This is a genomic window from Chryseobacterium defluvii, from assembly GCF_003634775.1.
In the GTDB taxonomy this organism is placed as follows: domain Bacteria; phylum Bacteroidota; class Bacteroidia; order Flavobacteriales; family Weeksellaceae; genus Chryseobacterium; species Chryseobacterium defluvii.
Window position 1 is genome coordinate 137211 of record NZ_RBXB01000002.1, and the last position, 20521, is coordinate 157731.

General features: G+C 38.0%; 17 protein-coding genes. All 17 read left to right on the forward strand.

What is annotated here, in order from left to right:
* Window positions 1-7: 7 nt before the first annotated feature.
* The 17 genes from tssO to tssD (BCF58_RS07530) all read left to right on the forward strand — a co-directional run bounded on the left by tssO (window position 8) and on the right by tssD (BCF58_RS07530) (window position 20369).
* On the forward strand, window positions 8-532 hold the full coding sequence (tssO, locus tag BCF58_RS07450) for a type VI secretion system TssO (RefSeq protein ID WP_121461189.1): 525 nt from the start codon (window positions 8-10) through the stop codon (window positions 530-532).
* A gap of 49 nt (window positions 533-581) precedes the next feature.
* Window positions 582-1493 (forward strand): PKD domain-containing protein, encoded by a 912-nt coding sequence (locus BCF58_RS07455; RefSeq protein WP_121461190.1) that lies wholly within the window; start codon window positions 582-584, stop codon window positions 1491-1493.
* Window positions 1494-1545: 52 nt separating this feature from the next.
* A complete protein-coding gene (gene tssR, locus BCF58_RS07460) occupies window positions 1546-3945 on the forward strand; it encodes a type VI secretion system protein TssR domain-containing protein (RefSeq protein ID WP_121461191.1) in 2400 nt (799 codons plus the stop codon).
* A 93-nt stretch (window positions 3946-4038) separates the two neighbouring features.
* Complete coding sequence (locus BCF58_RS07465) at window positions 4039-4542, forward strand: DUF4280 domain-containing protein (protein WP_121461192.1); 504 nt, start codon at window positions 4039-4041, stop codon at window positions 4540-4542.
* Between the two features lie 18 nt (window positions 4543-4560).
* Window positions 4561-7296, forward strand: coding sequence for a hypothetical protein (locus tag BCF58_RS07470; protein WP_121461193.1), 2736 nt, complete (start codon window positions 4561-4563; stop codon window positions 7294-7296).
* A gap of 40 nt (window positions 7297-7336) precedes the next feature.
* A complete protein-coding gene (locus tag BCF58_RS07475) occupies window positions 7337-7933 on the forward strand; it encodes a hypothetical protein (RefSeq protein WP_121461194.1) in 597 nt (198 codons plus the stop codon).
* Window positions 7934-8021: 88 nt separating this feature from the next.
* Complete coding sequence (locus tag BCF58_RS07480; RefSeq protein ID WP_121461195.1) at window positions 8022-8543, forward strand: hypothetical protein; 522 nt, start codon at window positions 8022-8024, stop codon at window positions 8541-8543.
* A gap of 18 nt (window positions 8544-8561) precedes the next feature.
* A complete protein-coding gene (locus BCF58_RS07485; protein ID WP_121461196.1) occupies window positions 8562-9530 on the forward strand; it encodes a hypothetical protein in 969 nt (322 codons plus the stop codon).
* A gap of 188 nt (window positions 9531-9718) precedes the next feature.
* A complete protein-coding gene (tssD, locus tag BCF58_RS07490) occupies window positions 9719-10123 on the forward strand; it encodes a type VI secretion system tube protein TssD (protein ID WP_121461197.1) in 405 nt (134 codons plus the stop codon).
* Between the two features lie 274 nt (window positions 10124-10397).
* The gene (locus BCF58_RS07495; protein ID WP_121461198.1) at window positions 10398-12893 is read left to right on the forward strand and encodes an ATP-dependent Clp protease ATP-binding subunit; all 2496 of its coding nucleotides are present in this window, start codon (window positions 10398-10400) and stop codon (window positions 12891-12893) included.
* A gap of 73 nt (window positions 12894-12966) precedes the next feature.
* Window positions 12967-13824, forward strand: coding sequence for a lytic transglycosylase domain-containing protein (locus BCF58_RS07500; RefSeq protein ID WP_121461199.1), 858 nt, complete (start codon window positions 12967-12969; stop codon window positions 13822-13824).
* A 47-nt stretch (window positions 13825-13871) separates the two neighbouring features.
* The gene (locus tag BCF58_RS07505; protein ID WP_121461200.1) at window positions 13872-15800 is read left to right on the forward strand and encodes a type VI secretion system Vgr family protein; all 1929 of its coding nucleotides are present in this window, start codon (window positions 13872-13874) and stop codon (window positions 15798-15800) included.
* A 2-nt stretch (window positions 15801-15802) separates the two neighbouring features.
* Entirely contained in the window at window positions 15803-17581 is a 1779-nt protein-coding gene (locus tag BCF58_RS07510) for a DUF3289 family protein (RefSeq protein WP_121461201.1), read from the forward strand.
* 3 nt (window positions 17582-17584) lie between these two features.
* Window positions 17585-18004: a hypothetical protein gene (locus tag BCF58_RS07515; RefSeq protein WP_147462044.1), complete on the forward strand. Its 420-nt coding sequence runs from the start codon at window positions 17585-17587 to the stop codon at window positions 18002-18004.
* Between the two features lie 3 nt (window positions 18005-18007).
* Entirely contained in the window at window positions 18008-19273 is a 1266-nt protein-coding gene (locus BCF58_RS07520) for a hypothetical protein (RefSeq protein WP_121461203.1), read from the forward strand.
* Between the two features lie 2 nt (window positions 19274-19275).
* A complete protein-coding gene (locus BCF58_RS07525; protein ID WP_121461204.1) occupies window positions 19276-19635 on the forward strand; it encodes a hypothetical protein in 360 nt (119 codons plus the stop codon).
* Between the two features lie 329 nt (window positions 19636-19964).
* Window positions 19965-20369 carry a type VI secretion system tube protein TssD gene (gene tssD / locus BCF58_RS07530; RefSeq protein ID WP_185144828.1) on the forward strand — a complete coding sequence of 135 codons (405 nt, stop codon included), beginning with the start codon at window positions 19965-19967 and terminating at the stop codon, window positions 20367-20369.
* Window positions 20370-20521: the final 152 nt, after the last annotated feature.

Here is a 20521-nt window from a genome sequence, read left to right on the forward strand (position 1 = left end):
ACAGGTTATGCAAGGACACATTACATTATCTAAAAAAGAAAAGCATTATCAGTTCTTTTACCTGATATTAATGCTTTTAGCAGCACTTATATTTTTAGGAGTTATTTTTCTGAAAGGATACCAGTCTCCATTTTCTGATGAAGATGTTATAGCGATCCGTAATCTGGAACAGAAAGCCAAGTTTGATCAGCAGCAGAAATTTACCCAACGTTTACAGGACAGTACGTTTACACAAATAGGAAAGCTTACGGATGAAGTGCCACAGCCATTTGTGGAAAATAACATTATGTATGGCATTAATGATCTGGCCAACTATTATCAGAACAATGATGTAAGCGATATCAGAAAAGAAGCTTATCCACAGATTGCTAAATTTTATAAAATGTACTTCGAAGACAAGAAAATTATTTCGACGACAACGGAGGATATCAAAGAGTTTGAAAAACAGGTTGAAGAATGCCATATAGGATTTAAAGATAAGCAGAATCAGCTTTTCCAACGGGAAACCGCCCTGAAAGCACGAAGCCAGTAAATCCATATCCAATCACTACAAAACACAAAATACATCACAATTATTAACTATGAATTATTTTCAAAAAAACAAAAAGAACATTATCATTGGTGTCATAGCAGCATTGCTTATTGCAGCACTTATTGCATTGTGGCTTCAGAAAAAAGTGATCCATTCCGCGGATGATATTATAGGAAATGTATATCCTTCTTCATTGTCGGTAGGTGATACTCTTCTATTTGAAAACAAAACACAGTTCGCGAAAAGCCAAAAATGGAATTTCGGGGATGGCAGTATTTCTGACAAAGAAAGAGGAATTCATTTTTATAAAAAGCCGGGATATTATCAGGTAACTCTTACTATTGATAATAAATATTCTAAATCATTTCCCGTAATGATTTCGGCAAGAAGTCTTCCTAAACCGAATGATACTGCAAAAATTAAAACAACCATTGATGCGCAGTCCCAGGGAATGCAGTTTGAAAACATTCAGTTTCGTGCTGTTTCCGATGCCAAACAATTCGCATGGAAATTCGGGGAGACAGGAAATACCGATTCTAAAGAAAAACTGGCTATTTATTCCTACAAACAACCGGGTGATTATGTGGTGACCCTGTTTACGGACGAAAGTATGGAGCCGATTACACACCGCATTAAAATCCTTCCGGCTTATAATTCTTTAGAACAGGAAGAAGTATCTGTGGAAGATGCTTATGAAAAGATCGACAACGATTTCAAATATCACCTGCAGCAGATTGCCAACGGCAACAGCTTCAATACCCATTACAATTATTTGCTGAGAACCTACTTGTGTAACAACGAAAATACGGTAGTAAAAGTAAATGACAGTAAAGTGAATAACTTCTACATGTATTGTGCAGGGCTTCAGTTTGATAAAAATAATGTCATCCAGACTGTAAAGGTAAATTTTGATGATACACAGAATTGTGTAACCAAAGTTGACATCAATCAGAGCAAATAATTAATTATCCGGTCTTCCGGACCACCACTCAAATCATAAAATATAAAATAGGATGAAAAATAAACTTCCTCTAGCAGCATATTATATAGGCGTTTCGGTTCTATTAACGGGTTGTCAGGTAAAACTGCCTTCCAAAAAAACTCCGGAACCTTCACAATACGGACAGGTTGATAATTCACCTGTTATCAACGGTTTTCCTAAAAAGTCAGTTCCATGGATCGTTATTTCAGACCGGTCCAGAAACACGGCTTATCTTGATAAAAGTGACGAAAAATCATACAAAGAAGTTAAATTTTTAGAACCTTTAATGGTTTTAAAGCACAGAGACGGAATGGTGAAAGTAGCAGAATACGTTCCTGATGCCCTGATGAAAAAAGTATCTTCCAAATCCATCAAAACATACGGATGGATCCCGGAATCCGATCTGCTTCTTTGGAATAACTCTTTGAAAAACGAAAAAACCGGGTATCCTGTAAGAGTAGCTGTAGTGCCAAGTAACAGCGATGTGATCAGAAATGCTGAAAGATATTATAAGAATGATTCCATCATGGTTTTCAATTCTCCAAGTCTTATTGAAACCGCCAATGTAAAAATCCCGAACGGGCAGATGGTTTATGTTTACAAACACGCGGAAAATAATAAGCGGTTTCTTGTTGGGAAAAAACCGTCTATTGATTTAGATAGTATTGATACAGGCTTATACGGCTGGGTAAGTTCCAATGTGATTTCCGCATGGGGAGAGCGCTCTGCGGTGAAAATGAAAAATTCAACAGGCATTACTGAAACCGCATTGGGAATCCATGAGGGATCTCCGGGCGGAACAGATGCAGAAGGCAGAACGGCCATACTTCTTACTGATGTCAATAAAAGAACACCTCTTGAAAACATTTTCCCGGTTAATTTAGCATTAACGGAAACTTCGACTCCGGATTCCAAAACAAAATATTTCACGAATATTTTAGACTACAGCAAAAATTATGTTTTCAATGTGTTGGGAGAACCAATTTATTTTGACCGATACAGAGAAATCACGGAGAGAAACAAAAAAATAAATATCGTATTTGCCTTAGATATCAGTGCTCCGAACGCACCTTATGCACCGATTGTAAAATCTTTATTGCAGGATCTGCAACTTAGGTTTGAAAAACCTTCATATTTCAATTCAGTGAAATACGGGGTTGTTTTATACAAAAATAATTCCTGTGGTGATAATGTGGCGGTGTCCAATTTAAGTACGGATTATAGTAAAATTACAACGTTTATTGATCAGAAAACCAATGAAATGAATTGTCCGAACAACAATGGTTACCAGCCGGTGAATGAAGGGTTGATCGCGGCAGGAAATCTTCTGGCAAATGTTCCGGATGAAACCAATATTGTGGTTACGGTAGGAACTTCCGCTAATCAGAGTGGAAATATGTACGGAGTTATCAATTCCCTTACACAGGCACAGGCAAGATTAATTATGTTCCAGACCAGCGCAAGATCATCAGACACATACAATGATTTTGTATTAATGGCGGAAAATGTGGTTACCAATACGGCTAAAAACATTGCTGAGCTTAAAAAGCAGAAAATTATCAATCAGAATGATGTTTTAACAAAAAATAATTTTAACCTGATAGAAGGTGATGAAGGCTTCTTCTCTCTGGACTATCCCAAACAAAGTATGTCTCAGGGATTCGTTATTTTCCCTAAAAAAGGGGATATTGCGACTCCGGGATACCTTAAAAAATCAGTTGACAGCCTGATTGCTCAGGTAACATTGGATAATGAGACATTAGATAAATCTCTTAACGACTATTTTCACTCTTCAGTGGGAGCGGGAAGAACCGATGTAGACTTGAAATACAAATATCTGTATCCGGGTCTTACCAATCCTGTTCCGGCTGGAATTGCCGCACAGTTGATCAATTACGGAAGTCCGTTCTTAGTAAAAGGATATATTCCGAAAGAGTTGAAAGATTTCCAGCCCGGCCTGGAAAAAGGAATTCTGATTTCAGAAGGCGAATATGATAACCTTAAAGCTTTTTATACTGAGGTATATGAGAAAACAGGAGCCGGAAGATCAGATTTCAGCCAGTCCAGAGCGGTAAAAGAATATATGAGGCTTCTGAAAAAGTACAATCCTACTATCAAGTTCTTGGATAAAGGAGAATTGTATGAGCAACCTATGTCGTATGCCGTAGGAGTGAGTACCGGCTTTGATAATTCAGATGAAGAACTGATGTCTAAATACAAACTTAAAGGTTGGAAAAAATCTAAAATAGTTACCAATGAAACGGTGAGAAATTATTTCCGTCATTACAAAGATTTGTCAGACAGAATGCTTGCCCACAGAAACAATCCGGCAGTAAAAATCCAGCAAAACGGACAGACTTTTTATTGGTTGAATGAATATTTTATGCCTACAATGCTATCCGTTGAAGAACCGGAATATACTAAACATTAAATAGTTATATAAGATAAAAAGCAGGATTTTATTTCTGCTTTTTATGTTTTTATTGAAAAATTTTTATCTTTATATCACCCAAATCATAAAAATATGTCCAATCAATCATCACCTCATGATGGCAAACACTTTGTCATCCAGAAGGGTAAGGCCCAGTGCAATCAGGGTGACCAATTCCCTCAATATAAAGTAACTTCGCATCAGCAACATTATTGGAATGATTCTGATGGGAAACCGGACTATTTAGCCGTTACGGAAGACGATCTTCAGTTTAATCCCTCTGGTCCAAGCTTTGGAAAATGTAAGCTCAGGCCTTCTTCAAGCGGGTATCTGCCATGTGTATATGCTCCTGCCGGAAAATGGCAAAAGACATATGATAAAGTAAAGGTAATGGATAAAAAATGCGTTACCGAAGCTTCTGAACTTCAATGTGCTGTGGGTGGATTAATTACGATCAAGGACCATGGACAACGTGGTGAGATGAGTAAACAAAATGTGAAAAATGCAGATACAAAAACTGTACAGCACATCAATCCTCTCGTAAAAATGAATGACTTCAAAGAAACTGTTGAAGAAAGTGAAATAGATGCTTATTAATCTTTAAAACTTGTTGTCATGTCAAAAAAAGGAGTTTTAAAAATATCAGGAAATTCAACACCGAAGGTCGGGCAAAGAACCACCTATACTGTTACTGAATGGTATCCCGGGACCCCGGAGGAAAATCGCGATCCGGCACAGGTAACATGGGAATTGTTTAAAAAACGTTCCAACGGAAGTTTTACCACTACCAATATCAAAAAAAAGGGTGACGGGACTTTTACTTTTGGAGAAGTTGCCCATAAACATACCTATCGATTGGAAGCTTATTTATATGAAGCGGAAGGTAAAAATTCAACAACTATAGAGATCAATCCTCAGCCCACCGAGATCCCTAAAATTAATAAAGTAGAGCTTTTTTATGCGGATGATTCCAAAGGGAATACATTCAGCTATATGGAAAAACTGGTAGCCAAAGCACAATGTGTAAGCCTTGCAGGAGAAAAATTGCTTTTTACACTTTGGGAAGATGATAGCCGGGGCAGCGGACACAATGCTCAAAATCTTTTTGTGGATAAAAAAGAGGTAACAGTAGGTACTAACGGTACCGCAAGTGCGGAATTTCTGCTTACAAAAGCATTAGTACAAAAAGCCGCTACAGGGGAGGTTGATCCTAAAGAGCTGGAATTTTACGTTACCGTAGAATATTACAAGGACAAGAAACACAGTTCTGAAAATGTAGATGTGAAAAATCCGGAACACAGACCTTCTGCTCCAAAGGCTCCGACACCAGCCCCTACAAAAAGTACTCCATCCAAATCAAAAGGTTCGCCAGCGGCACAGAAGCCACCTTCCAATAAAGAAACAGGGTATGTGGATCAGGCGATAGATAAACTACAGGAACTTTGGGATTATTTAGAATCAAAAGGAATCATAAACCCTTTTAGAAAGCCTGTTACCCCAAAGCCTGAAGGAAAAGCTAAAAGTAAGGTAAATGATCAGGAAAATGCTGTTGATTGTGGTGGAAAATATTGTATCAAGAAAGGAGATAAAAGCGAACTGATCCGGGAGATCAATATACGTCTTGCAGGCTTTGGAGGAAATGTGCCTACCGATGAATTTACCGATAAAACGGAGAAGATGATCAAGCAGTTTCAGAAGGATTATATGAAAGTGCCTGAAACAGGAAAAATTTGTGGTAATGTTCTAAGGGCAATTGATGATTTTTCCACAAAATTTGATATCACTGCCGGATGGTGGGAACAGTTGAAGTGCTCTTGCAAGACAAAAGGAAAACAAGCTACGAGCAAATTGAGAGGGATAAAAGAAACCAATAATTGTAAAGGTTTTGGAGACAGCACAGGAAAAGGTACCTACAAATCCAATACTAAAGATGAAGCCTATCATAAATATGAATATCCTGGAATTCATAGATCCCTTTTGTTTGGGTTCAAAGCCTTGAGATTTTATTTTAGCCTTCAGAAAACATATTCTTTTGATTCGTTTAGTTCCGGTTATCGTTGCAGGTTCAAAAACTATACTACAACAAACCATCAGGGTAAAGCCATCGATATGCAGTTCAGTAAAGGAACCTGGGCCATAAGAAAAGCTGATAAAAAGAATTTAAAAGAGCTTAGGGAAATCAGAGATTCTATATTTATAAAATACCTGGGAGCACAGAATCAATGGCCGGCTAAAGATAAATTTTCTATTGAACCTATTGATTTGTTATATGATAAAAAAGGGAATGTAAGGTTTGATCACACCTTTAGCTGGATACACATGGATGTCCGTGAGTTTAATTCCCAATATCTGGAGGATAAATATTTCTGTAAAAGTTTAACCGAACTTAACGGAAAAAGTATTGTTCAGCTGGCAAAAGAACTGGGGTATGGTAAAGTTTGTGAATGCCTGAGCAGTTTCAAAGCACAAAAACCACCTGAAAATAAATCCGGAAACTGTTATTGCTCAAAAGATCTTACAGAAGAAGTGTTGGTGGCTGCAGGGGTTTCAAAGGCTAAAGCCAAAGAGTACCTTGAGGCATTGAATAAAACCATGACGGACTATAAGATTGATACCTGTCTGAGAAAGTCCCATTTTCTGGCCCAACTGATCCACGAATCAGGAAATTTTAACTATACCGAAGAGCTCGGTGTGGCAGATACTGCCTATGGAGGATTTAAAGGAAGAGGGCTTATCCAATTAACAGGAAAAGAGAATTATACCAATTACGGAAAATATGAAGGGCAGGACTTTACTTCAACACTGGAAAACAAAATGAAGCTTGAAAAACTTCCATACAGCGTAAGATCAGCGGGATGGTATTGGACGAATCTTAAACAGCTGAATGAAAATGCCGATGCTAATGATTTGATTTATATTACCAGAATTGTTAATGGAGGGTTTAATGGTTATAATGACCGGTTGAAATACTTTAAAAAAGCTTACGAGAACCTGTATTCATCATGTAAGGATAAAGATGAAAAGAAAACAGATGAATTCCTGTTCAAGGAAAGTAAGGCCTATCATGATAAAAGAGGCTCCTTTGCATGGGGATTATGGCATGATCCGGATCTTACCAAAAAAGGATGTACCAAAGATAAAGCGAAAGCAATTGAAGGCTATACGAGATTTCTGGAATTAGTGGATGATAATTTCTCTGCTGCAGACTGGTATGGGATCCAAAAGATGGCAGGTTTCAGTGATCTGGTATATTATACCCAGAAAAAAGTGAAAGGAAAAACTGTAAATGAAGCACACGTTAAAGTTCTGAAAGCTGCTGAAAAAAGATTAAAAGCATTACAGGGAAAATAAAATGAAAGTCTTCCCCTTTTTAACGTTTATAAAATAAATAATGAAAACTATATACACCATAACGGTTTCTGCATTACTTTTTACTTTCTTGATCTATTGTAAAAAGCAGCTTAAGGCGGAGAATATCCATGCACCGAAAATTGCAGTTGTCAACGAACCGTCCTCAATAGAAAATATCCGGATTGCAGATAACGGCCCTGTTGTGGCATTGCCTTTTGATTTTGAAGAATACACCTCTCTATGCATTCAACAAAGCGCTGAAGACTGTTCCAAAAGATATCCGTCAATAGCTGAGACTGAATCCACTGATCTTATGGGAAAGTTATCAGCACAAATGGAAGGAACTCCGGAAAGAATATTCAAATTGAATTCTTCTTTTAAGAATGACCTTAAAGTCTATATCATTTTTTTCGATGGAGATTCCAGCTCACAGGAATTGATTACTGTAATGGGTAATAAGGTTATTGCCAGCCAATCAGTAGGATATGCGATGCCTGAGAATCAAACGTATGAGTCGTTTAAGGTTAATGAAGACATGACAGTGGATATATATGAAATTAATTATGAGACTCTTAAAAAAAAGAATGCCGGAAAGTATAAAATACTTGCCGATGGAAAAATAATAAAAAGTAAATAATGACGCTTTGTATTGAAATAAAAGCTGAGTAGATTATCTTATTCAGCTTTTGTTTTTGAAATATTTAAATTGCTTTAAAATAAAATTTATGATCAGGAAAAATATTTTAGGTTGCCTATTATTAACGGGTCTTTTTTTCTTTGCATGTAAAAAGGAAAACAATTCGTTGATAAAAAACGCAACAACATCTGCGGTAGCCCCCAACAAAATTTCAGCAAATACTTTAAAAGATTCTGTTGCCGGAAAGACAGAGCAGCCTGTTTCAACACCTAAGACTGAAAACTCCAGTCTCCGATCTTCCGTGAAAAATAATACCATTGAAGGCAGGTTTGTGGCCCGGAATTGTGAAAATGGCAGATTTTCCATTGTTATTTCAAATTCCGGAGGCACCACTACCTTTAAAGTTTATGACGGAAAAAAAGTAATAAGTTCTGGAAAAGCTGAAATAAGTAAAGAATCTGACTCCAATGAAATAAACATAACAATGGGCAATATAGGTGGAATATATGCAGATGATATATTGACAATACAAAACTATGGGAATTCAATGAATGAATTCGAACACTTTACCCAATGTGAAGATAAATATCTGGAATTTGCCAAAGAATAAATACAGGCTGAAAAAAATATGATCATTCATTTTATCCTTCCCGGTGAAACACTACAAAGTATTTCCGATGAAATACAACTGGAAAATGCGGAATACCTGAAAGAATACCATAACGAGCGTTGCGGAAGGGAAGAGCGTATCGACAATGAACTATTACCCGGAAAAAAGCTACTGATTCCGGATATTGTTAAAATTAAAGAATATAACAGCCGGAATGACGCTCCTTTCAAAAGAAAGGAACTGAATCCCGAATTGAAGTTCAATCCCGAAAATCTACATCAGAAATATCAGGTTAGCATTACGGAAGGAAACGAAACAAACGGCATTGTGAAAAACAATGAAACTTCCTTTGACGTTACCGTGCAATGGATGCGCAGAGAAGATGAACAGCATGTTTTTCACCTCTCCAAAAATAACTTCCGTAGCGAAAATGGAGGTAAAATGGGAGACCTTGCTACCGAATGTATCCAGTCATTAAATCCTATAGAGGTTATTACCAACTCCCGGGGGAAAGTTTTAAAAATAGCTTTGACAAAGGAAGTAGAGGATAATTTTAAGCATATTAAAGAAAGATTGACAGATCTTTTTTCGGATCAGTATGCCGCATTGTATATCGAAGAATTTGAGTATGCCATTCTGAATAAAACACTCTTCAACGAAAGAATGAAAGAAGATACTTTCATCAGAATGTACTTTTCTCCGTTGAGGAATACCTTTAAAAATGGCAAAACTTCCTATGAACATTTCATCACGCATGAAAATATACCCGTAACGGTGAATCAGAAAGTAGAGGATATTAATTATTCGGAAGAGATTACTTTATTACAGAATCTCAAAAGTGAAGAACCTCAAAACATAATTAATTATATAGGAACCTATACACTTTATACCCATACCGGGATTGTTAAAAAAGCAGATATCAATTACAATATTTCTCAATATGGTGTTAAATACTTGACAGCTGTGTCCATTGCTAGCATAACTTAAATGTCGATAAATAGAGAGTTTTTAAGTATGCGTTAAATCTATAGTCGTAGAATTACGACAGCTGATCGTAGAAATACGACAAAAAATAAAAATTGCATTTGAAAATTTTCAGGAAATGAATAACGGATTTATCTTTGTTACACAATCACTGAATCACAAAATATTATTAACGATTAAAATTTACAAATATGGCAGGCAATTCAAGAGGAATCTTAAAATTCAACGGAGGTGAAGGTCAGAAATTATTAAAGCTGAACTATAGCGTATCAAGATCTACAGACGTATCAGGAAGAGTCGCTTCAGACCCGTCAAACGCTCTTATTAAAATGACAGTAGAAGCTACTGAAAAATCAGACATCTTAGAAAGTTTACTCAACGGAAAATATAAGCCTACAACTGGTGAGATTACGTTCAATAAATCTCACGAAGAAGGAACGCTGATTACCCTGAACTGGGAGAACGGATATGTGATCCAACATGAAGTAGATTTCGATGCGGTAGATGATAACAGTATGCTGATCAGTTTTGTGGTAAGTGCCGAAATTATAGGTTACGGAAACTCTAAACATGAGGCTCAGTGGCCCTCTAGCTAATTGATTTACCATTAACATTCATAAAAAAGACTGTCCAAAAGACGGTCTTTTTTTACCATTGAAAGACTACGGAAGATAAAAATATGAAGTCGTTCATCATAAGTATATCACATTTTGAAGATATATCATTATATTATTAAAAAAAACCAATATCTTAGTATAGAATAAAAATTTCAATGATTATAGTTTGAAAGCTGGAAAGATTTAACGAAAATATAATTAAAGAAATACACCAAAGTCAGAGATATTAATAAATTTTGAGAAAAATACTACAATGGGAGTTCTGGTAACCAACGAAACAGTAAAACAGCTTTTTCATATTGCTCAGTCGATAGCGAGGGAAAATTATAATGCAACCTATGGCGGGCCGCATATTCTGCAGGCTTTGATGCATAAAGATATCGGGCTTAATGAATTCCTGAAAAACATAGATAAAGATCCAGGCTATTTCTACGAATGGGCAGATGTGCGCATTGAAGATGAGCCAAAAACCACCCATCTTCCCGAAGAAATACAAGAAGGGGAAGCCGTGGACAATATTTTGGAGGAAGCTGATGATATCAGGCTGAAACTCGGATTGGACGAAATTACTCCTATCTGTATTTTAACGGCCATTGTAAAGCCTCAGGTTGCCTTTAGCCTGCAGCAGCTTAAATCATTGCCACTCAGAGAACATGAGATATTCAACCTGTACAGAAAAGACATCCCATTTGCAGCATCAGAGAACGGTGAATTTCCTTCCCTGTTTTCCAACGGATCAGGCTTTTCAGATTCTTCCTTTCCTTCCCTTAAAAATTATTGCGTAGACAGAACGGCACAAGCCAGAAAAGGAGAATTGGAAAATATCATCGGAAGAGACAAAGAATTGAGAATGCTGGTGGAAATTCTTTGCCGAAGAAGTAAGCCGAATGTCATCATCATCGGTGAGCCGGGAGTAGGAAAAACAGCATTGGTAGAAGGCTTTGCTATTGAAATTACAAAAGGCAATGTCCCTGAAATGCTTAAAAATGCCACCCTTCTGGAATTAGATACAGGTGCCTTGCTCGCAGGAACATCCTACAAAGGCGAAATTGAAGACCGCCTTAAAAAAGTAATCAATGAATGCAAAAAAATAGAAAAAGCCATACTGTTCATTGATGAAATCCATACCCTTTTAGACCCTAAAGGAAGTATAGGAAACGTGGCGAATCTTCTGAAACCTGAACTGGCAAGAGGAGAAATTACGGTGATAGGAGCTACCACTCAGGAAGAATACAGAAAGATCATTGAACCCGAGCAGGCCTTTAACCGCCGCTTTGAAGTCCTTACAGTGAATGAGCCGGATGAGAAAACTTGCGTCAAAATGATAGATGTACTTCTTGATGGCTATAAAAAACATCACAATATTGAAGTCGAAAAAACAGCCCTTCCTGAATGTGTACGTCTGGCAAAACGTTATGCAAAAGGAAAGAAATTACCGGATGCAGCTATCGATCTTTTAGACAGGACAATGGCTGCAATCAAAATGCTGGATGAGCTTTCTGAAAAAGAACTGGAAAGCTGGAAAGAAAAATACGATGCTATTTTACAGGAAGAATACCACGACAATAAAGATAAGGCTGATGAGCTGATCTGGACGTATAACCTCTTAAGAGATAAAATAAGTCCGATTTTGTGGGGGTCCTTAAGTGAGCAGCCGACAATTGATAACTCAATGCCGGTGGAGCAGATCCGGAAAATTATCGACGATACCTATTCGGAATTGTTGCAGCATGCATCCAAGAAAAGAGAAAAAGTAGACCGTTTGGAATTGGCCGCAGTAATGGCCGCAAAAACAAATATTCCTATCGGAAAAATCCAAGCACAGGAAAAAGAAAAGCTTCTGAATATGGAATCACTTCTGTTGAACAGAGTGGTAGGTCAGGATCATGCCCTGAAAATCCTTTCAGATGCCATTGTGGAAAACAGGAGCGGACTGAATAAACCGGGGCAGCCTATCGGTTCATTCTTCCTACTGGGACCTACCGGAACAGGAAAAACAGAACTGGCGAAATCTATGGCCGAATTACTTTTCAATGATGAAAAAGCCATGGTTCGTTTCGATATGTCTGAATTTAAAGAAGAACATTCCGCAGCCCTTTTATATGGGGCTCCTCCCGGATATGTAGGATATGAGGAGGGAGGAATGCTCGTCAATAAAATCAGGCAGCAACCTTATACAGTGGTCTTATTTGATGAAATAGAAAAAGCGCACCATTCGGTTTTTGACGTTTTTTTACAGATCATGGACGAGGGAAAAGTACACGACAAACTGGGTAAGGAAGGAGACTTCAGCAATGCCTTGATCTTATTTACCTCAAATATCGGAAGTGAGGAGATCGTAAAACAGTTTGAGGAAGGAAAAATACCGGAATCATCTTCGTTGATGCAGATCATGTCCAACTCAGGAAGATTCAGACCGGAATTCCTGGCGAGAATTACAGAAATTATTCCTTTTGCACCAATTACGGAATCCATCGCTGAAAGGATCTTTAATATTCAGCTGAAATCCCTGCATGCTTCATTAACGAGATTGGGGATTGCGCTGAAAATTAGTGATGAAGCGGTCAGAAATCTTGCATTGGGAGGATTCAGCAGCAAATATGGCGCAAGACAGATTTCAGGAGTAATCCGGGCACAGCTGGCTAGACCGATTTCCAAAATGATCGTAAGAGAAGAAGTGAAATCCGGACAGACTATTCATGTAGACTGGAATAAAGATGAAGAGAAATTAAGTTGGAAAGTAGAGTGATTGAGTAAAAGTAAACAGCAAAAACGCTATTTGTCTTTAGCCTTTTTGTATTAGACACAACAAAATATTGACAATGGAATTGCATTTCAGACATATTTTTACAGGAATGTTTTTATTACTGTTTTCCCAGCTGGTCAGCGGGCAGTTCCTTACTGCATCCGACACATCTGAAAGCAGTGTGAAACGTTATAAAAGCATTATTAATTCCAATAAAGAAATTGTTGAATTTATTGAATATTCTCTGGTTCAGAAAGGTTTACCGAAACATTTGAGGAATCTGGCTCTCATAGAATCCCATTTTGACAGGACTATTACCTCGCATGCAGGAGCAGTGGGAGTGTGGCAGTTTATGACTTCCCACGCCAATCAATATGGGCTTTCGGAGCAGAACCGTACGGATTTATATAAAAGTACGAAAACAGCCGTAGTTTCTTTATCCAGCCTTTATAAAAAATATAACAACTGGATTACCGTTGTGGCTGCCTATAACTGTGGGGAAGGAAATATTGCAAAAGCAATGGCAACTGCAGGATCTTCACAATACCACGTGTTCTATCAATATCTCCCTGCGGAAACCATTAATCATGTCAAAAAATACCTGAATGCCTGTTATGCGACGGGTGAACTGCACAGTGTACTCACGGATTATAACAATTCAAGAATGAACAAGGTGTTTTTTGCGGAAGGCGGCAGCCGGAATAATAATATTTCACTATCCGAAACAGAAATTAATGCCGGCTTTAATCTGGAGGTCATTGCGGATGAGCTTCAGATCGGTATGGATAAAATACTTGCATGGAATCCCGGAATTAAAGAAGAGCTCCAGCATAAGGGGGAAAGTCTTTTTTACCTTCCCATGGATTTAATGCCTGATTTTCTTTTGAAAAAAAATAAAATACTTTCCCGCTCCATCCGGATGGGAAGTAAATAATACATTAAACACTAAGCGATACTATTAATCTACCAAACACAGATCATATGAAAGCAGAGTCACAAAATATGTTGAAGAACCCTTCGTTTAAACCGTCTCAGAATGCAGACAGAGTTACGGAGAATCATCATGCCGGTATCAACCGTTTGGTGAAATTATCTTTGGTTATAGAGGGCAAAGTTATCAAATATTACAAACACTTCAGGCTGAAGCAGAGTGCTCAGCGCCACCACGAGTTCACGCTTACCTTAGCTCATGACACCTTAGGAAGCCGCCAAACCCACACCCTGGAAGAAGCAAATAAATTTCTCGGAAAACGTTTAACGGCGGTTATTTCTTATAAAGATATAGAAAACAGTCCGGAAAGAACGTTTGTGGGAGTAATAACCGGAGTTGGATTCAGTCAGGAAAAAATGAGCCTTGGAAATATAGTACTTTCCGGTTACAGCCCGACAATTTTATTGGATGGTGCACCTCATATCCAAAGCTTTGGAGGCGATCAGCCTGTCAATATGGGAATTATCGCCGAAGAAGTAATAAAGCAGGGAATAGATAAAAGCCGCTTCGATGTGAGAGTGGATACCAATGATTACTCACAGATTATTTACAGCTGTCAGTATGATGAGACTCACTACAATTACCTGGCGAGAATGGCGGAAGCATATGGAGAACAATTCTACTATGATGGAGAAGTGCTTCATTTCGGAAAACTTCCTGCTCAGAATAAGCCCATCAAGCTACTTTATGGAAGCAATGCGAATGATATAAAAGTAGAATTAAAAGCAGTACACACCAAACCGCAGTTTTACGGCTACAACAGCAGCAAAAATGAAAAACTTACATCAGGAGCAACTCCGGTACAACATGTAGGGGATCTGGCAAAAACTGCTTATGAGCATAATGATAAAATATATAAGACACCAGCTTTACAGGTAGCTCCTATTAAAGCATCTACCCACCTTGATGTGGAATATTCCCAAAAAAGTACATCAGGCAGCCAGGCAGTCAATGTGTTTTCATTATCCGGAAATACAACTGTTCCTTTTTTACATCCAGGTTGTATTGCAGATGTACAAATGCGTAAGCCGGACACCAATGAAACTTCCTATTTTACCAGGATAATGGTTACGGAAACAATTCATGAAATAGATACCATAGGTCACTATAATGGAAGCTTTGAAGCCATTGCGGCAGATACGGGCTTTCTTCCTAAGCCGGACTTCACCATTCCGAAAGCAGAGCCTCAGATCGCTACCGTAGTATCCAATGCAGATCCGGAAAGTCAGGGAAGAGTGCAGGTGAAGTTTGACTGGCAGAACAGTGACGGCACCCATTTTGTGCGGGTAATGAGTCCGGATGCGGGAGGTACCGATCGTGTTACGGAAAACAGAGGATATGTAGCCGTTCCGGAAGTTGGAGATCAGGTTATGGTCAATTTTGTGCACAGTCATCCCGACAGACCATTCGTAATGGGAGGAATGTTCCATGGAGCTGTAGGATTAGGAGGAGGGGTCGACAACAGGGTGAAATCCATCCAGACCAGAAGCGGGCACAGAATTGTATTTACCGAGGATGAAAGCATTATCATTACTGATAAATCAGGAAATAAAATACATCTGGATACAACAGGAAGTAATATCAATATCACCGCTCCTGAAACCATTAATATCACTGCAAAAAATATTAATATCACAGCTTCTGAAAATATTACGTCCAATGCCGGAATGAATATAACAGAAGGAGCCGGAATGAATCATACAAGCGTAGCAGGAGGAATGATGACGCAGAATGCCGTCCTGGATTATTCCCTAATGGCAGCCAATATTATGGAAGTAGCCCAGGGAGAAAGAAAATCCAGGGCAAAAGAAATGAAAGAAAATGCCCAGACCAAAGAAGTTTCCGTTCAGGGAAATAATAACTGGCATACCCAGGGAGAATTTAATAACAATAGCGGTCAAAATTCAAAGTCACATTAATCATGGCCGGAGGAACAATTACCAGAATAGCATTAGGCGGTTCTTCCACATCAGTTGAAGGAAACTTTACCGGTTTTTATGACAAGCTTGAAATGAATGCAGGTGAAAACAATGCGTTTAAAGCAAGAGTGACCAATTTCGGAAAACCGGAAAAAACACCCAAAGCGGGTAAATACTTTATAAAAGGCTGGTGGACTAATCATAGGGACGAGCCTATCAAAAGGGCTATATATGGGCAGGTGCTCAGGTTTCATATAGAAATGGACAAGGAATATGCCAAGCCCGGGGATGTAGTGTATTTCAGCTTGTATGATAGCGATATGCGTTCTTTTGGCAATGACATGATAAAAGCAGATGACCCGATTGCCTTAGAACACAAAGACGGAAGCCGCAGGGCGTATACCTTTGAAAAAATAAATGATGAACTTAAGGTTATCATTGAATTTTCAACCACCGATACCCTGGAACATTGGAGTAAACAATTGGATCAAGACAGAATTTTTGAGCTTTACTTCAGATGTTCTTATGTTAACAGAGGAGAAACAGAACACGTAGAGCTGCCATATAATTTTCAGGATTATCTGAATTTAGGCGCTATTGTCATTGACAGGTACAAAATGCCGGGCTTAAAACCTGACGGATCTGATATCGCAGATGATATGACTTACGGCACAGGACACCCTTATAAAAAACCTGTATACAGTAGCGGAACGCTTGACCAGTATAAAAAAGAATATGCCGTTTCGGGTTTTGATATGAACAATCATTCGATCTTTGCAAACAAAGAATCCGAAATTATTGATTTAGAAGGAGTAGTGGTGACTGCCTCAAGGCCTGCCCAGGAGTCTAAACCACAAAATAATTTAAATGTTTCTGCCAGTCAGCCTGCTGACCATACCCGGGTGCACCATCCTGATTATCCCGCACCGGAGAAAATCTCTGACCAGCAAAAGCAGAAGGATAAGAAAAATGAAAAAGCAATTTATTCCCGAAATGAAATAGAAGATTTAGGCTGGCTGATGGGAATAACCTCAGGGGCTGATAGCGAAAGAGCATTGTGGTTTGATTTCCGGGCCATGTCTCAGGGACTTCTCTCCAGAGGGAAACTGAATGATAATATAGCGCTCATGATCAGCAAAATGCAACGTAATGAAGGCGGGGTTTTTGAAAACCAGAAACTCACGGATGCCATACTGGAAAACCCTGCGACCCTGAGTTATCTACAGAAAGTGGAAGATTACATCACAGAACAACTGAAGTCAAAATTAGCAAAACTGGAAGAGGTGGAAGATAAAGAGCCTTATTTTGCTGTAGGTAAGGATGGAAAAATAGATCACCTCTCTAACAAAACAAAAGGAAAGAGGACCAAGCAGTTCAGAAGCCCGGCTTTTACCTGGAAAGAAAACTGGAATGTATTGCGGGGAGAAACCATTGCATTAAATGACATCTGGGCCACGGAAATCATCCTGAAAGAAGTACGTTTTACAGGAGATGATTATACTGCAAAATATGAGGTTACTCTTTGGGATCACTTCGGACTGGATAAACCTGATATGGAAAAATTTTATTCTTATGGTGCAGGATTCAGGGCCTGGTTTGTATTGCAGCACCTTTGGGGATATAAACCTTTTCTGACAAAAATGAATTTCACAAGAGAATTAAAGGGGAACCTTAATATGGGTGCTGCCGAAAGAGCAGCTCAAAGAGATCAGGCAAAAAAAGAAGCGGAAGAACAAAACAGACAGATAATGCTGGAAGCCCTGAGCGGGCCTAAATTTTAAGATATGATAAGGATACTTTGTATTATTGTGACAGGAATCATGCTGGTTTCCTGTGAGGAGAAAAAAACGGAATTCATACAGTCCGGGGTTTATAAAAATCTTTATCTGGTGAAGAATCTTCCCGGCGAAGCTTCTGCAGCAAAGAAAATAATTCAGGATTTTGTTATTAAGAGCTCCTTGAAAGATGACGTAGAATTTTATAAATATACTAGCAATACAAAGTATTTCTTAGACCATAAAGAAGATCCGGGAGGATTTTCCAGTGAAGAGTTGGGTAGATACCAGGAAGAAGAAGGAATTGCGTCCTTTGAAAATGTAAAATGTGACAAAGATACCCTGAAAAAAGTAGGGGTTTTAAGATATTATAATGAAAAATACGGAAATTTTTATAGACCGGATACTCTTATAAATAACTGTAAATAGAATATGGCTGGTGGAACTATTACAAGAATAGCATTAGGAAGCTCTTCCTCTTTAGTGGAGGAAAACTTTACGGGTTTCTATGATACTCTGGCTATGAGTGCCGGGGAAAATAATGCATTCAAAGCAAAAGCTACCAATCATGGAAAACCGAAACAGCCTGAAGCGGGTAAATATTTTATAAAAGGCTGGTGGACCGATAAAAATGATAAGCCTATCAAAGAAGCTGTTATAGGAGATACTATAAGATTTCATATCCAGACACAAGGGATAAAAGACGGTGAAGAGGTTACTTTTACGGTGTATGATTGGGATAACCTGAAGTGGATGAATGATAAGCTGCAACTTACAGATAAGAGTACCCAGAAAGAATCCGACAAGATTAAGATACAGGGAGGCAAGGGGTATGCAGAATGGACAACCGGTGAGGGAAGCAGAAAGCTTCTTGAGGAATCTATGGAAGGAAATGAGATTGAACTCTTTGTAGAGTGTACCTATAAAGACGAAAAGATAGATCTTCCTGTAAATACATGGGATTATCTGATTTTATATGAAAAAGAGGTCTTAATAACAGTAATTGTGGAGCTGCCCCATTCAAAAGAAACAGGTTGGGGAGCCAAAGGCTTGGCAGGACATTCTGCAATGGCTATTGGACAAAGGTATTTCGATTATGGTCCAGATTATGATCTGAACAATAATAATATTGCCGGAGATATAGTACAGGTAAGTGAAAAGGATTATGATGTAGATTTTAATGATGATGGCGATAAAGATGATAGAGTTGACCTTGATGAGGGTACTCTTGATTTTAAAAATACTCCGGGACGCCCTTGGTGGGGAGAAATGGTTGCTGAAGTCAATAATATCTCGGTACATGATGTTAAGCTGGATCAGGTTAAAGCATTTGTTCTTCAGCACTGGCATAAAAATAATGTGTATGGAAAAGTGCATACTATTGAATTCTATGTAAAAGAAAGTGAGGCGAATAAAATGATAAAGTGGTGGGAAGAAAGATACAGGCATCTGAAGATCTATAGTGTATATCCATGGACGGGCGAGCAATGTACAACTACCGTTAAAACTGCAATTCAGCAGGCTTTCCCTTTTGATATTAGCAAACCGGTTATGGGTAATTATATTCCTGATACAACACAGACACCGAAAGGATTATTAGAAGATCTGAAATCTTTTGTGAGTACTTCTAAAAAACATGCCGGACAACTGTCTACCATTACCGTGATAAAGCAGGAATCAAGTGATTGGAAAAATTAATTATGAACATGAAAAAAATAATCTATATGTCTATACTATCTTCGCTGTTTTCTTTAAACAGCTGTGACGGTGATACCGGGAAAAGCTATGCAGGAACTCCGGAATTTGATACAATTGAAAAAAAATTGGCAATTAAAGAACAGCAGGCTATTAGATTTTATGATGACCATTTTACGGAAAATTTTGTTGGGGAAAATAAGGCAGAGATAGATTCTTACTTTTGGAAGGTCATCTATATTTATGAGAACAATTACTATATTGGATATATCCATAAATATGATAAAAAAGGCCCAAAGGAAGGGAAGATGCATTTTTTAGCAAAAATTGATTCAAAGACCGGCGAAGTATCCGTAGTTAAATAATGGTTAGTAATAAAATTAAGGTAGCCGCTCAACGAAATTTTATGTTATGAAAGGCTATAAAAAAAATATTAGATTATCTTAATATTTCCCAAAATTGTGTATAAATACTGTTGGAAAATAGCAGTATTTTTTATTTTAATATAATGATTATTAATTTGTTATAATCTTATTTATTTCCAAAGTAGTAGAATTACGACACCAAATCGTAGAAATACGACAAAAAACAAGATTGCAGTTTAAAAACTTTTCAGAACCGAATAAGTGGTCTATCTTTGGGATACCAAACAATCACCAAATCACAAAATATTAACGATTAAAATTTACAAATCATGGCAGTTAATTCAAGAGGAATCTTAAAATTCAACGGAGGCGAGGGTCAGAAATTATTAAAGCTAAACTATAGCGTATCAAGATCTACAGACGTATCAGGAAGAGTAGCTTCAGATCCGTCAAACGCCATTATCAAACTTAAAGTAGAAGCTACTGAAAAATCAGACATCCTAGAAAGCTTACTCAACGGAAAGTATAAGCCTACAACTGGTGAAGTTACTTTTAACAAATCTCACGAAGAAGGAACGCTGATCACCCTGAACTGGGAGAACGGATATGTGATCCAGCATGAAGTGGAATTTGATGCCGTAGACGAAAACAGTATGCTGATCAGTTTTGTGGTAAGTGCCGAAATTATCAATTACGGAAATTCGAAACATGAGGCACAATGGCCAAGTAGCTAATCGACACATCATCTTAGTAAAATAAAATTGGTACAGAATAGTGCACTCACCCGGGTATACTATTCTGTTTTTCTGTTTCTGCAATACATATTGAATGAGATTCATCAATATGGTTAAAAATCGAAAATATTTGGTCCCTATAAACCACAGAA

What these genes read in the sequence shown, in the direction of transcription:
- tssD (WP_121461197.1), top strand. Translation starts at nt 9,719, where the DNA reads ATGGCAGGCAATTCAAGAGGAATCTTAAAATTCAACGGAGGTGAAGGT.
- BCF58_RS07495 (WP_121461198.1), top strand. Translation starts at nt 10,398, where the DNA reads ATGGGAGTTCTGGTAACCAACGAAACAGTAAAACAGCTTTTTCATATT.
- BCF58_RS07525 (WP_121461204.1), top strand. Translation starts at nt 19,276, where the DNA reads ATGAACATGAAAAAAATAATCTATATGTCTATACTATCTTCGCTGTTT.
- BCF58_RS07510 (WP_121461201.1), top strand. Translation starts at nt 15,803, where the DNA reads ATGGCCGGAGGAACAATTACCAGAATAGCATTAGGCGGTTCTTCCACA.
- BCF58_RS07485 (WP_121461196.1), top strand. Translation starts at nt 8,562, where the DNA reads ATGATCATTCATTTTATCCTTCCCGGTGAAACACTACAAAGTATTTCC.
- BCF58_RS07515 (WP_147462044.1), top strand. Translation starts at nt 17,585, where the DNA reads ATGATAAGGATACTTTGTATTATTGTGACAGGAATCATGCTGGTTTCC.
- BCF58_RS07470 (WP_121461193.1), top strand. Translation starts at nt 4,561, where the DNA reads ATGTCAAAAAAAGGAGTTTTAAAAATATCAGGAAATTCAACACCGAAG.
- BCF58_RS07505 (WP_121461200.1), top strand. Translation starts at nt 13,872, where the DNA reads ATGAAAGCAGAGTCACAAAATATGTTGAAGAACCCTTCGTTTAAACCG.
- tssR (WP_121461191.1), top strand. Translation starts at nt 1,546, where the DNA reads ATGAAAAATAAACTTCCTCTAGCAGCATATTATATAGGCGTTTCGGTT.
- BCF58_RS07465 (WP_121461192.1), top strand. Translation starts at nt 4,039, where the DNA reads ATGTCCAATCAATCATCACCTCATGATGGCAAACACTTTGTCATCCAG.
- tssO (WP_121461189.1), top strand. Translation starts at nt 8, where the DNA reads ATGCAAGGACACATTACATTATCTAAAAAAGAAAAGCATTATCAGTTC.
- tssD (WP_185144828.1), top strand. Translation starts at nt 19,965, where the DNA reads ATGGCAGTTAATTCAAGAGGAATCTTAAAATTCAACGGAGGCGAGGGT.
- BCF58_RS07455 (WP_121461190.1), top strand. Translation starts at nt 582, where the DNA reads ATGAATTATTTTCAAAAAAACAAAAAGAACATTATCATTGGTGTCATA.
- BCF58_RS07520 (WP_121461203.1), top strand. Translation starts at nt 18,008, where the DNA reads ATGGCTGGTGGAACTATTACAAGAATAGCATTAGGAAGCTCTTCCTCT.
- BCF58_RS07500 (WP_121461199.1), top strand. Translation starts at nt 12,967, where the DNA reads ATGGAATTGCATTTCAGACATATTTTTACAGGAATGTTTTTATTACTG.
- BCF58_RS07480 (WP_121461195.1), top strand. Translation starts at nt 8,022, where the DNA reads ATGATCAGGAAAAATATTTTAGGTTGCCTATTATTAACGGGTCTTTTT.
- BCF58_RS07475 (WP_121461194.1), top strand. Translation starts at nt 7,337, where the DNA reads ATGAAAACTATATACACCATAACGGTTTCTGCATTACTTTTTACTTTC.